The 13,292-nt window shown below is 65.8% G+C and carries 9 protein-coding genes; 8 read left to right on the top strand and 1 reads right to left on the bottom strand.

Annotated elements, in window-relative coordinates; translation table 11 throughout:
- The 7 genes from KVP10_RS00005 to KVP10_RS00035 form a co-directional block, all read left to right on the top strand.
- Positions 1 to 2,600 (top strand): Ig-like domain-containing protein (locus KVP10_RS00005; RefSeq protein ID WP_217962395.1); only part of this gene is annotated, 2,600 nt, incomplete at its 5' end.
- A 2-nt stretch (positions 2,601 to 2,602) separates the two neighbouring features.
- Positions 2,603 to 4,237 (top strand): TolC family protein, encoded by a 1,635-nt coding sequence (locus KVP10_RS00010; RefSeq protein WP_217962396.1) that lies wholly within the window; start codon positions 2,603 to 2,605, stop codon positions 4,235 to 4,237.
- A gap of 38 nt (positions 4,238 to 4,275) precedes the next feature.
- Positions 4,276 to 5,157 (top strand): efflux RND transporter periplasmic adaptor subunit, encoded by an 882-nt coding sequence (locus KVP10_RS00015; protein ID WP_217962397.1) that lies wholly within the window; start codon positions 4,276 to 4,278, stop codon positions 5,155 to 5,157.
- On the top strand, positions 5,154 to 6,530 hold the full coding sequence (locus KVP10_RS00020; protein ID WP_217962398.1) for an efflux RND transporter periplasmic adaptor subunit: 1,377 nt from the start codon (positions 5,154 to 5,156) through the stop codon (positions 6,528 to 6,530). Before KVP10_RS00015 ends, KVP10_RS00020 begins: the two co-directional genes overlap by 4 nt.
- Positions 6,527 to 8,710 carry an HlyD family efflux transporter periplasmic adaptor subunit gene (locus KVP10_RS21475; protein ID WP_217962399.1) on the top strand — a complete coding sequence of 728 codons (2,184 nt, stop codon included), beginning with the start codon at positions 6,527 to 6,529 and terminating at the stop codon, positions 8,708 to 8,710. The genes KVP10_RS00020 and KVP10_RS21475 overlap by 4 nt, the downstream gene beginning before the upstream one ends.
- A gap of 450 nt (positions 8,711 to 9,160) precedes the next feature.
- A complete protein-coding gene (locus KVP10_RS00030; RefSeq protein ID WP_217962400.1) occupies positions 9,161 to 9,394 on the top strand; it encodes a hypothetical protein in 234 nt (77 codons plus the stop codon).
- 107 nt (positions 9,395 to 9,501) lie between these two features.
- The gene (locus KVP10_RS00035) at positions 9,502 to 9,795 is read left to right on the top strand and encodes a hypothetical protein (protein WP_246600218.1); all 294 of its coding nucleotides are present in this window, start codon (positions 9,502 to 9,504) and stop codon (positions 9,793 to 9,795) included.
- Positions 9,796 to 9,859: 64 nt separating this feature from the next.
- On the opposite strand, the gene KVP10_RS00040 is transcribed toward KVP10_RS00035, so the two are convergent.
- Complete coding sequence (locus tag KVP10_RS00040) at positions 9,860 to 10,774, bottom strand: LysR family transcriptional regulator (RefSeq protein ID WP_217962402.1); 915 nt, start codon at positions 10,772 to 10,774, stop codon at positions 9,860 to 9,862.
- Between the two features lie 141 nt (positions 10,775 to 10,915).
- On the opposite strand from KVP10_RS00040, the gene metE reads away from it, so the two are divergent.
- Entirely contained in the window at positions 10,916 to 13,213 is a 2,298-nt protein-coding gene (gene metE, locus KVP10_RS00045) for a 5-methyltetrahydropteroyltriglutamate--homocysteine S-methyltransferase (RefSeq protein WP_217962403.1), read from the top strand.
- The last annotated feature ends 79 nt before the right edge of the window (positions 13,214 to 13,292 follow it).

Consider the following 13,292-nt stretch of genomic DNA (forward strand, 5'->3'; position numbering starts at 1 on the left):
ACCTGAGTTCGGACACGGACCTGTCGGCCGACTCCATCGATGGCAAGTTCCATATTGACTACGTGGCCACGACGCATACCTTCACCATCACGGCCATCCCCGCGACGGAGACCGATCCGGGCGTGGCCACGAAGGCGGACTTCGAGTCGCTGCTGCAGGGCGTGCAGTACAACAACCGCAGCGATGATCCGACAGCGGGGAACCGGACGGTGACGGTGACGGTGACCGATGCGGGTGCCGACGAGGCGGGCGGGTCGCCCGAGCAGACGAGTGTGGCCGCGGAGGCGACGATCACGGTGCAGCCGACGAACGACACGCCCAGCATCGACGGCCTGGATGGAGTCAGCGAGCATGCGACCGCGACGGACAAGTACCTGCAGGGCGGTGATCCGGTGGTGATCGACGGCAATGTGTCGCTGGCGGATCCGGAGCTGGGCGCCCGTAACGACTGGAGCGGGGCGACGCTGACGATCAGCCGCCAGGGCGGCGCGTCGAGCGATGACCTGTTCGGTGTGGACGGCTCGTCCGTGCAATTCTCGGGCGGATCGAGCGGCGACCTGATCGTGGACGGCACGACGATCGGTACGTATTCCAACGAGAACGGCACGTTGCAGTTCACCTTCAACAGTGCGGCGACCACGGCGCTGGTGAACGAGGCGGCGCGGTCGATTACGTACAGCAATGCAGTCACGCAGCCGGGTGCACTGGTTAACGATCAGAGCGACTATACAGTGACGCTGGACTGGGTATTGAACGACCAGAACAGCAATACCGATGGCGGCGGCGGCACGGCGGGCGCCGGCCAGGACCAGGGCCGGGGTGGCGAGCTGCAGACGACGCAGTCGATCGAGCTGTACATCAACCGGCGGCCGGTGGCCAGGAACGACAGCTATACGGTGGACCAGGACGCTGGCACGATGTTGTTGGGCGACGCGCGGGACAACGACAGCGACCAGGACAATGACGACCTGCATACTGTGGAAGATCCGATCAGGGGCGACCATGGCGGCTTGTTCGACATCGATACCGACGGCAAGGTGACCTTCGATCCGAATGGCGACTTTGCGGACCTGCACGCGGGCCAGACGCGCGACACGTCGTTCACCTACACGCTCAGCGATGGCCATGGCGGTTTCGATACGGCGACGGTGACGGTGACAGTGACGGGTACCAATGACGCCCCCACAGCCATAGGCAAACTCGACCATGTCGAACAGAACGACAGCACGGTTGTGGACATTCCGACCCAGTTGAAGTTCGCAGACGTGGACAATGGCAATGTCTTCACCTACACCGCCACCGGCCTGCCTCCCGGGCTGTCCATCGACAAGAGCACCGGCGAGATCACCGGCACGCTGGCGCACGATGCCAGCCAGGGCGGCGACCACGGCCTGTACACCGTCGTCGTGACGGCGACCGATGACGGCGGCCTGCCGGTATCGCAGACCTTCACCTTCCAGGTGCTGAATCCGCCTCCCGAGGCGCATCCGGATACCGGCGCGGTGGACGCCGACAGCACGCTGTCGGTGGGCGGCGCGCAAGGCACCATCCATGGCGCCCCGGGCCGCGATACCGACGTCGACGGCGACCCGCTCACGGTAATCGGCGTGCGCACCGGCGCTGCCGGCGACGTACCCTCGGTGGGCACCGCCAATGTCGGCACCGCGCTGGTGGGGCAGTACGGCACGCTGACGCTCAATGCGGACGGCAGCTACACCTATGTGGCCGACCAGCCCGGCGCCAAGGCCTTGAAGGCCCATACGACCGCGGTGGATGTCTTCAGCTACGCCATCAGCGACGGCAACGGCGGCGTGTCCTACAGCACGTTGAGCGTCTCGGTCACGGGCATTGTGCGGGCCCTGCCGCAGCCGCCGGCGCCGCCCGACTACACGCCCATCATCGAAGCCTCGGAGCGGCCCTCCAGCCATTCCGACAAGCTGATCACCGACCCGCCGCACATATGGGAAGACGCCTACCACGAGAACCGCGTCACCAATCTGAGCATGCCCATGCACCCGATCGTGTATGTGGAGGTGACGGTGCAGGCCGAGCAGGACCGGCGCGACAGCGACGATGCCAGCGCCGACGGCGTGGACCTGGACCTGGTACTGCCGATCGAGGCCGAGCTCAGTTCCTGGACGCCGGGCCTGGGCCAGGACCAGACGATATACGTCAGGCACGCGGTGGAGCGGGCCGAGCGCGAGCGCTTGATCCTGCAGGGCAGGGCATTGGGCCGAGACGGGCGCACTTCGTTGTCGGCCGACAACTTGTTGCCGAACCACGGCATTTTCGCCAGCAACAAGGCTTTGCAGTGGCTGGCGCGCTCCGGCCATGACAGGGACGCGCAGCATGGCGCGGACAGCCATGGCCATCAAGCCCAAGGCCATGCCCAAGGCCATGCCCAAGGCCAAGACCCAGGCCAAGACCCAGGCCAGGGCCGCGGCGATGCAGGCCGCACGCGCGGGGCCAGTGCATTTTCCGAGCAACTGCGGCGCATGGGCCGCAACGTTTCGGCCGATAGCGATACCGGGCATTCGGGGCAGCCGGCCCATCCTTTCGTTCGAGTCGCGAAATCCAACCCTTCCATCATTACTGAGTGATCATGCAACGATATTTCAAGATAGGCACGCTTTCCGCCTTGGCCATTGCGCTGACGGGTTGCGCCTCGCTGCAGCCGCAGCCTTTCACCCAGAAAGAAATCAAGGAACGCGTCGCGGCCGACCGGGCCGAGATGTACGCCAACCAGGAACCCGTGGCCGGCCCGATCAGCTTCGACGAAGCGGCGGCGCGGGCCTTGAAGTACAACCTGGACTATCGGCTCAAGCTGATGGAAAACGCCCTGGCCAAGGGGCTGATGGACGTCTCGCGCTGGGATCTGATGCCGCGCCTGCTGGTGGGCGCGGGATACAGCACGCGCAACAACGATTCGGGCGGCAAGTCCATCAACATCCAGACCGGCGAGGAATCGCTGGCGCCTTCCACTTCGGAACAGCGCGACCACACGATGGCCAACTTGAGCCTGTCGTGGAATCTGCTGGATTTCGGCGTCTCGTACTATCGCGCCAAGCAAAAGGCCGACCAGTACCTGATGGCCCAGGAACGCCAGCGCAAGGTCATCCAGAACGTGCTGCAGGACACCCGCAATGCTTATTGGCGCGCGCTGGGCGCGCAGAAACTGATTGCGCGGGTGGACAAGCTGATCGACCGCGTCAACGGCGCCCTGGAACGCTCGCGCAAGGCCGAGAAGCAGGGCCTGCTGCCGCAGCCGGTGGCGCTGGGCTACCAGCGCGCGCTGCTGGACGCGGTGGCGCTGCTGTCGCAGCGCCGCCAGGAACTCGAACTGGCGCGCAGCGAACTGGCCGCCCTGATGACATTGCCGCCGGGCACGCGCTTCACGCTGAAGGACGAGGCCATGCCGCCGCTGCCGCAAGTGCCGCACGACGTATCGCGGCTCGAGGACATTGCCCTGCAGCGCCGCCCCGAACTCATGGAAGAATGGTATCGCAAGCGCGTCACCACCAACGACGTGAAAGCGGCCATGATCCAGGCGCTGCCCGGCGTGCAGCTCGATTTCCTGAACCTGCAATACGACAGCAACAAGTATCTGTACAACAATTCCTGGTCGCAATCGGGCATACAGATATCGTGGAACTTGTTCAGGCTGGCCAGCCTGCCGACCCTGAAGCGCGCCCATGACGCCCAGGCCAAGACCGACGACTACCGCCGCATGGCGCTGAGCATGGCCATCCTGACCCAGGTGCGCATCGGCGTGCAGCGCTATGCGCTGGCCAAGGCCGACCTGAAGCTGGCCCAGGAATCGGCGCGCGTCGACGAGGGCCTGTATCACTATGCCAAGGCCGCCGAGACCAGCCGGGTCGATTCGGGGCTGGAGGTGATCCGCGCGGAAGCTCGCGAGCTGCTGACCGAATACCAGCAATATGCCAGCTATTCCAACGCCCAGTCGGCCTGGGGCCGCCTCTACAACTCCATAGGCCTGGACGTGCTGCCCGACCAGATCGCCAGCCTGGACGTCCATTCCCTGGCTCGCGCCATAGGCAAGACCACGTCCGAATGGGAACACAAGACCTTCTACGCCGAGGCGGAGCAGGGCGGCGCAGCGGCTTCGGTCGGGACTGCCGCGCCTGGCATGCCGGCGGCCGCCGCCGCAACGGCGCCGGCCGCGGCAGCCCGCTCGAACAAGATATCGCTGGCCGCCAAGGCCCCGAGGTTGAATTGATGAATCGCAATTGCAATATGCGCGCGAGGCATGGCCATATGCTGCCGCGCGCCTTGAGCGCGCTGGCGCTGTGCCTTGCCACGGCTTATGCGCAGGCCGCCGCGCCGCTGGGCGACGCAGGCGCCATGCCGAGCCATGCGCCCGTCCGGGCCGCGACGACTGCGGCGGCCGCCCCCGCGCCTGTCGCCATGATAGCGGCGGCCGATGCGGCCCCCGCGCATCCCTATGCGCAAGCGCATTCCATGGCGCAGATGAATCCCGACGTGGTGCGGGCGCTCATCGCCGCCGACCAGGAAACCACGCTGGCCGCTCCCATGGCGGGGCGCATCACCGAGCTGCACATGAGCCTGGGCAGCTCCTTCGCCGCGGGCGACACGCTGCTGGCCTTCGACTGCGCGGAAAGCCTGGCACGGGCCAAGATTGCGCGCGCCGAGCTCAAGGGCGCGCGCGAGAATTACCAGGCCAAGTCGCGCCTGCGCGCCCTCAAGGCAGCGGGCGACGTCGAGGTCAACCTGGCCTCGGCCAGTGTCGACAAGGGCGTGGGCCAGCTCGAGCTGAGCCAGGCCCAGGCCGAGGAATGCGCGGTCAAGGCGCCGTTCGACGGCCGGGTCGCGCGCCTGCACGTCAAGCAATACCAGGGCGTGAACCTGGGCGCGCCGCTGGCCGACATCATCAGCGACGGCCCGCTGAAGCTGCGCATCAATGCGCCTTCGCGCTGGCTCAAGACCCTCAAGCCGGGCATGGCCTTCCAGGTGACGGTGGATGAAACCGGGCGCAGCTATCCGGCCAAGGTCTCGGCCATAGGCGCGCGCGTGGACGCGGCCGCCCAGGCCGTGGAAATCGAAGGCCGTTTCGACGGCAGCTTTCCCGAATTGCTGGCAGGCATGAGCGGAACCGTGCATTTCCCGGAAATTCAATGACCGCAGCCGTAGCAAGCAACGCCGCGTCCATGGCGGCGTTGAACGCAGAAGTACGAAGCCGCTCGGCGCAGACCATCCAGTCCCTGGCCTTCACCATCGTTAACGAAACCTGGCAGGCCATGCCTTATCGCCAGGCGCTGGCTTTTCGCCAGACGGCGCGCGGGATGGACCTGATGGCGGTATCGGGGCTGGCCTCGATTGCCGAGGACACGCCGTTTACGGTCTGGTTCACGCGCCTGATGCGCGTCTTGTGGCGCGAGGCGGGCGAGTCGCTGTACCTGGTGGACCTGCGCCGCATCGAGCAGGAAGGCAGCGCGCCCGAAAGCCTGCCGGGCCTGGTGCCGGACATCATCAGCGGCTGGGACGAGTGGTGGCCGCCCTATATGCTGGTGGTGCCCTTGTTTCGCGACGGGGAGCGCCAGGGCGTGGTCGTATTCATGCTGGAAGAGGCGCCGGCGGGCGCCACGCTGCAGACGATAGGGCGGCTGCAATCGACCTGGTCATATTGCGCCTGGGCGCTGACGCATGCTCGCCGCACGCCGCTCGCGCGCCGGTTGCCGCGCGGCCGCAAGCTGTGGATCGCCGCGGCGCTGGTCGCGGCCGTGCTGGCCGTGCCCACCCGCCAGGCGGCCCTGGCGCCGGCCGAGATCGTGGCGCTGGACGGCCTGGCCGTGGCCGCGCCGCTGGACGGCGTGATCAAGACCTTCTATATCAAGCCCAACCAGCAGGTCAAGGCGGGCCAGCGCTTGTTCTCGCTGGATGACACCACGCTGCGCAACCGGCGCGAAGTTGCCGCGCGGGCGCTGGAAGTCGCCGCCGCCGAGCTGCTGTCGGCGCAGCAGCGCGCCTTCGGCGACGAAAAGGCGCGCAGCGAAGTTGCCGTCCTGCAAGGCCGCATCGCCGAGAAGCGCGCCGAGCTGCAGGCGGTGCAGGACCAGCTCAAGCGCATCGACGTGGTGGCACCGCGCGACGGCATCGCCGTCTTCGGCGACGTCAACGACTGGCAGGGCAAGCCCGTCGCCACGGGCGAACGCATCATGCAACTGGCCGACCCCAAGGATGCAGGCGTGATGTTGTACATGCCGGTGGCCGATGCCATCGCGCTGGACCGCGGCGCTCGCATCCGCATGTTCCTGCAGGTGGCGCCGCTGCATCCCATCGAGGCGCGGTTGACCCAGACCAGCTACCAGGCGGTGCTGTCGCCTGACGGCGTCGCCTCGTATCGCCTGCGCGGCACCATAGACCAGGGCGGCGAACGCCTGGCGCGCATAGGCCTGAAAGGCACCGCCAAGGTATACGGCGAGCGCGTGCCGCTGATCTATTACCTGCTGCGCCGGCCCCTGGCTTCGGCGCGCCAATGGAGCGGGCTGTGACGGCCCATACGCTGGCGCTGCTCGAGCCGCAGGGCTTGCCCTTGCCGGAAGGCCTGCCCGAAGCTCTACCGCAACACGTGGGCCAGGCAGGGCAGGCGCAGCCCCTGCCGGCGCTGCGCGAGGATCTCATGCTGTTTCCCGCGGCGGACAATCGCGACGGCTCGCCGGCGTGGATGATCCACGATCCGGTGGTGAACCGCTTCTACCGCATCGGCTGGCTGGAATTCGAGATGCTGTCGCGCTGGCAGGATTCGGGCGCGGCACTGCTGGCCCAGCTTCATGCCGAGACTCCCATGGCAGCCGACGCGCAATCGCTGGCAGCCCTGTTGCAGTTCCTGGAGCAGAATTTCCTGCTGCGCGCCGCGACGCCGCAGGCCAGCACGAGGCTGGCGTCGTTGGCCGAGAGCCGCAGCCGGCGCGACCTGCGCTGGCTGCTGCATCATTATCTTTATATCCGCATCCCGCTGGTGCGCCCCGACCGCTGGCTGGCCGCGGCGCTGCCCTATGTCAGCTTCATCTACACGCGCGCCTTTGCGGTGCTCATGCTGGTGCTGACCGTCGCCGGGCTGGTGCTGGCGTCGCGCCAGTGGGACGAATTCCTGGTCAGCTTCCAGGACAGCTTCACGCCGTCGGGGGTGCTGGCCTATATGGCGGCGCTGGCCTGCGTCAAGATCATGCACGAGCTGGGCCACGCCTTCACCGCCACCCGCTACGGGGTGCGCGTGGCCCACATGGGGCTGGCGCTGGTGGTGATGTTCCCGATGCTGTACACCGACACGTCCGAGTCCTGGAAACTGACCGATCACCGCAAGCGCCTGGCCATCGTCGCTGCCGGCATGACGACCGAAATCGGCATTGCCGCGCTGTCCACCCTGTGCTGGAGCCTGGTCGACGACGGCGTCCTGCGTTCGGCCTTTTTCTTCCTGGCCACGACTTCCTGGGTCTTGTCGCTGGCCATCAACGCCAGTCCCTTCATGCGGTTCGACGGCTATTTCGTGCTGTCAGACTTGCTGGACATCCCCAACCTGCACATGCGCTGCTTTGCCTATGGCCGGCGCTTCCTGCGCAACCATCTGCTGGGCTGGAACGAGCCCCGGCCGGAAGTGCTGCCGCAGCGCACGGAACGTTTCCTGACGGTGTTCGCCTTCGTGGTCTGGCTGTATCGCCTGACGGTGTTCGCCGGCATCGCGGTCGGCGTCTATCTGTATTTCTTCAAGGCGCTGGGAATATTCCTGTTCTGCGTCGAAATTTCCTGGTTCATACTCTTGCCCATTTATTCCGAACTCCGAATATGGTGGCGCCGGCGCGGCGAGATCGCTTTGCGCAGGCGCCTGGTTGTGCTGGGCCTGCTGCTGGCGGCAGGGGCGTTCGTGTTCGTGCCCCTGCATCACGGCGTGCATGCGCCGGGCTGGATCCGCGCCGGTTCCACCCAATCCCTGTATGCGCCGTTTCCGGCCCGCGTCAGCCACATTCATCCTGCCGGCCCGGTACATGCCGGCGAGGTGCTGCTGACGCTGGAGTCGCCCGATACCCGGGCCAAGCGCGCCCAGGCCGAGGCGGCCGGCGCCACCATCTGGTCGCAGTTGCAGCGCGCCGATGCGCTGGAGCAGGGCACCGCGCAGCGCGGCCTGCTGGGCAGCCGGCTGCGCCAGGAACAGGCCGAGGCGCAGGGCGCCGCCCAGGAGGTCGAGCGCCTGGAACTGGTGGCGCCGTTTTCCGGCACGCTGACCGACCTCGACCCGCTGGTACATGAAGGCGTCTGGGTCGACACCCGCCAGGAACTGGGCATGCTGGTGTCCGGCCACAGCTGGTACGCCGAAGCCTTCGTCGACCAGGACGGCCTGCAGCATGTGCGGATCGGCGATCCGGCCCGCGTATACGTGCCCGACAGCTTCGAGCCCTTGCCGGCGCGGGTGGTCGAGATCGATTCGGCGCGTACCGTAACCTTGCCCAATCCGATGCTGGACGCCGCCCACGGCGGCAGCATCCGCGTCAGCACCGCCGACAACAAGCACGAAGTCGAGCACGCGCTGTACCGGGTGCGCATGAGGCTGGAATCCGCGCCGGGCTCGTGGCGCGCCGAGTCGGCCAAGATCGTGATCGAGGGCGGCCGCTATTCGCTGGGCGCCCACTGGCTGCGCGCCCTGGCCGGCGCCCTGATACGCCAGAGCGGGTTCTAGCGGCCTGTCGCACAAATAAACTTCATATAAGACGCACTTCATAGCCACGGATAGGAGTATTGCCATGGGCGAAGTTGGCGCGGGGCTCGGAGCAACAGATTGGGTTGGAGCTGGTAGCGTGATCTCGGCGTACCGCGCAGGTGGTAGTGGGCGTCGATAATTTCTGTGGTGACGTGCGTGCGGTACGGGAGTGCTTGTAGCGGGTAGTCAATGGGGATTAGATCGCGAGCGGCACCTTGGGCTATATGCTGTCGTATGGCGTGACGATAAGCTTGCCCATATCGGGCCCAACGCCCTAATTGGCGGCGACGCGGCTGTCTATGCGAACTATGCCAGAACTCGTGGTCCGGCGATTCCATGGCCTTGATAGTGTGTGTTTTATATGTCCAATAACGGTACGGTGGGTGCATCGACGGGTTAGAATTGATGCAATGCTCGAGAGCGAATGCCATGCCCGCCAAAGCCATAGTAAAAACTTCCAAAACAGCCGTGCCCAAAGCGGCGAAAAAAACACCGCAACAGCGTACGGCCGTGCGCATCTTGACTATACAAGAGCGTATTGACGACATGCGTGCTTTCGGGCGGGAGCAAAGTAGTTCCAAAGCGGCCGCCTTGTCTTTCCTGCAGCGTGCTGGCATCGTCACGCCGACCGGAAAGCTGGCTAAGCCCTTCCGTGCTGCTTGATGCCTGCCGTTTGGTCTGCCTATGAGTACCAGCCCAGCTTCGTTCTCGGCTTTCATGGCTGCGACGAAAGCGTTGGCGAGAAGATTCTTCGCGGTCGGGAACCTCATTTGAAGCCTTCGGAACAAAAATACGACTGGCTCGGCCATGGCATTTACTTCTGGGAAGGCAACCCCGGCCGCGCGTTGGATTGCGCGGTAATGAATACCCTGCATGCCTATCGGGACTCACGTAAAGAACCGGCTTACGATTCGGTTCGCGGCCCCTTTCTTGAGGGTAATCCGATCTATCCTGTTGCGGGTTTCCGTAGCGAAAACCACATCCAGCTATGCGTGCTTAATACAGAGTGCATCAAGGGCTACTTCCGGCCATTGCGTGCCGAGGTTGGAACTCTCGCTGCATAGTGCCGCACGCCTGTGGCGTCTTTGGAATATGGCGTGGCTCGCGGATATGGTCTGCGTCCCGACCCTAGGCCGCCTTGATGCCGTCGAGCGTCTTGAAGCAGGTTTCGCGCGCCTGGTCCAGGAAGGCGTGGATATAGCTCGCTTGCGCGTCTTCGACGCGCATGGCGGCATGCAGGGTGCGCCAGACGCCGGTCTCGCCCAGGTGGCAGGTGCGCAGCCAGCCCTGGTTCAGGTATTCGGTCAGGGCCCAGTTGGGCAGGGCGGCCACGCCCCGCTGGCTGGCCACCAGTTGCACGATCATCGGAGTGAGTTCGGCCTTGCGGATCGCCGCCGGCTCGACGCCGGCCGGATCCAGGAAAGCCGTATAGACGTCCAGGCGCTGCTTGTCGACGGGGTAGGTGATCAGCACCTGGTCGGCGAGCTGGCGAGGCTCTATATAGGCATACTGCGACAGCGGATTGGCCGACGACACGGCCAGCACCAGTTCATAGCTGAACAAGGGCAGGTACTGCACCGCCTCCATGGGCACGGGGTCGGACGTTATCACCAGGTCCAGATCACCGCGCAGCAGCGCCGGCAGGGGCGCAAACGAGAATGCTGCCGAGAGGTCCAGCGCCACGTCCGGCCAGTTCTGGCGAAAGGCGTCCAGGGCTGGCATCAGCCACTGGAAGCAGGAATGGCAGTCTATGGCCAGGTGCAGCCGCCCGGTGCGTCCCGCCGCCAGGCGCTGCAGCTCGCGTTCCGTAGCCTTGACGCGCGGCAATACCTCGTCGGCCAGGGCGACGATGCGCAGGCCCGCCGTGCTCAGCCGGGCCGGCCGGGTGCGCCGGTTCAGCAGGGGGGTCTTCAGGCGTACTTCCAGGTCGCGCAACTGGTGCGAAAGAGCCGACTGCGTGACGTGCAAGTGCTCGGCGGCCTCTTGCAGGCTGCCGGTATCGCGTATGGCGCTGAGAGTTTCGAGATGGCGGATTTCCAGCATGGCGGGTACGGAAAGAGATGTTATTTGCTTATTTTATATGAATAATTCTCAAGTTATACATGCGTGATTTGATTTTGCTGCGTTGCTTCATAGTGGGACAATAATTAATGTGAATCAGACTAATTGAAGCAGAGATTTAAAATGAGTATTTTTCATAATTTAGGCTTTCCGCGCATCGGCGTCCAGCGCGAACTGAAATGGGCGCAGGAAGCATACTGGGCCGGCCGGCAGGACGCCGCCGCCCTGGCCGAAACCGGCAAAACCTTGCGCGCGCGCCACTGGGCGCTGCAGGCGCAGGCCGGCACGGCCTTCGTGCCCGTGGGCGATTTCGCCTGGTACGACCACATCCTGGAATGGACTACGCTGCTGGGCGCCGTGCCGGCGCGCTTCGGCCAGCCGGACGACCAGTCGGTCAGTCTGGACACGCTATTCAGGATGGCGCGCGGTCGCGCGCCCACCGGCAGGCCGGCCGCCGCTTGCGAAATGACCAAGTGGTTCGACACCAACTACCACTACATCGTGCCCGAGCTGGTGCCCGGGCAGCAATACCGTGTTGCCCGCGAAGACCTGTTCGACCAGACGCGCGAGGCCCTGGAACTGGGCTATCGCCCCAAGGTGGTGATCCCCGGCCCCCTGACCTGGCTGTGGCTGGGCAAGGGCGATGCGTATAACGGCGGCGCGTCCGACGAGGGCAAGCTGCAATTGCTGGAAAACCTCCTGCCCGTTTATGAGCAAGTGCTGCAGCGCCTGCAGGGCCTGGGTGTGGAATGGGTGCAGATCGACGAGCCTGTACTGGTGCTGGACCTGCCCGAGGCATGGCGCCGCGCCTACGCCGGCGTGTACGGCCGGCTGGCCGCGGCCGGCCCCAAGGTGTTGCTGGCTACTTATTTCGGCGCGCTGGGCGACAACCTGGCGGTGCTGCGCGAACTGCCCGTGCACGGCGTGCATATCGATTTGGTGCGTGCCCCGCAACAACTCGAGCCGGTGCTGCGTGTGTTGCGCGCCGACCAAGTGCTGTCCGCGGGCATCGTTAACGGCCGCAACATCTGGCGCACCGACCTGGACGCCGCGCGCGAACTGCTGGCGCCGGTCCAGGCGCAACTGGGCGATCGCCTCTGGCTGGCCCCCTCGTGCTCGCTGCTGCACGTGCCGGTCGATCTCGCCGGCGAAACCGAACTGGACGCCGAACTGAAGAGCTGGCTGTCGTTTGCGACCCAGAAGCTGGACGAACTGCGCTGGCTGGCGGGGTCGCTGGGCGGCGAGCCCAATGCCGACACGCAGGCCGCGCTGGAAAATCAGCGCCGGGCCTTGCAGGAACGCCGCGCTTCGCCGCGCATCCACAATGCCGCGGTACAACAGCGGCTGAAGGGTTCCGACGGCCTGAGCCGCGAGCGCACGCCCTTTGCCCAGCGCATCGTGCGCCAGCAGGATGTGCTGAAGCTGCCGCCGTACCCCACCACCACCATCGGCTCCTTTCCGCAAACCGCCGAGATCCGCGCCCTGCGCCGCGAGTGGAAGGCCGGGACGCTGAGCGACGCGGCCTATGAAAAGGCCATACGCGCCGAGATCGAGCAAGTCGTCCGCTTCCAGGAACGCATAGGCCTGGACGTGCTGGTGCACGGCGAGCCCGAGCGCAACGATATGGTCGAGTACTTCGGCGAGTTGCTGGCTGGCTTCGCCTTCACCCGCAACGGCTGGGTGCAAAGCTACGGCTCGCGCTGCGTCAAGCCGCCGGTCATCTTCGGCGACGTGGCCCGCCCGATCCCCATGACCGTGGCCTGGGCCGCATACGCCCAGTCGCTGACCGGCAAGCCCGTCAAGGGCATGCTGACCGGCCCGGTCACTATCCTGCAGTGGTCTTTCGTGCGCGACGACCAGCCGCGCAGCACGACCTGCCGCCAGCTCGCACTGGCCCTGCGCGACGAAGTGGTCGACCTGGAAACTGCCGGCATCGGCGTCATCCAGATCGACGAACCGGCGTTCCGCGAGGGGCTGCCGCTGCGCCGCGCGGACTGGGCCGAGTACCTGGACTGGGCGGTCGACAGTTTCCGCCTGTCCACGGCCGGCGTGCGCGACGAAACGCAGATTCACACCCATATGTGCTATTCCGAGTTCAACGACATCATCGACTCGATCGCCGCGATGGATGCGGATGTGATCACCATCGAGACCTCGCGCTCGAACATGGAACTGCTGGGCGCTTTCGAGGATTTCCGCTATCCCAACGACATCGGCCCGGGCGTCTATGACATCCACTCGCCGAACGTGCCCAGCGTGGACTGGATGGTGGACCTGATGCACAAGGCTGCGTCGCGGCTGCCCGCCGAGCGCCTCTGGGTGAACCCCGACTGCGGGCTCAAGACCCGGGCCTGGCCGGAAACCGAGGCGGCGCTCGTCGCCATGGTGGACGCCGCGCAGGCGCTGCGCAAGGCCGCCTGAGCAAGCGTGCCGCAGCCGGCCGCCGTGTCGGCCGGCTGCGATCCTCATCGGCATGCGGCCCCGTGGGGCGCGGCATGCC

Source organism: Candidimonas humi (assembly GCF_019166065.1).
GTDB classification, from domain to species: domain Bacteria; phylum Pseudomonadota; class Gammaproteobacteria; order Burkholderiales; family Burkholderiaceae_B; genus Candidimonas; species Candidimonas humi.

Bases quoted from the DNA above. Each gene is read 5' to 3' on its own strand.
- KVP10_RS00010 (WP_217962396.1), top strand. From the start codon at position 2,603: ATGCAACGATATTTCAAGATAGGCACGCTTTCCGCCTTGGCCATTGCG.
- KVP10_RS00015 (WP_217962397.1), top strand. From the start codon at position 4,276: ATGCTGCCGCGCGCCTTGAGCGCGCTGGCGCTGTGCCTTGCCACGGCT.
- KVP10_RS00020 (WP_217962398.1), top strand. From the start codon at position 5,154: ATGACCGCAGCCGTAGCAAGCAACGCCGCGTCCATGGCGGCGTTGAAC.
- KVP10_RS00030 (WP_217962400.1), top strand. From the start codon at position 9,161: ATGCCCGCCAAAGCCATAGTAAAAACTTCCAAAACAGCCGTGCCCAAA.
- KVP10_RS00040 (WP_217962402.1), bottom strand. From the start codon at position 10,774: ATGCTGGAAATCCGCCATCTCGAAACTCTCAGCGCCATACGCGATACC.
- metE (WP_217962403.1), top strand. From the start codon at position 10,916: ATGAGTATTTTTCATAATTTAGGCTTTCCGCGCATCGGCGTCCAGCGC.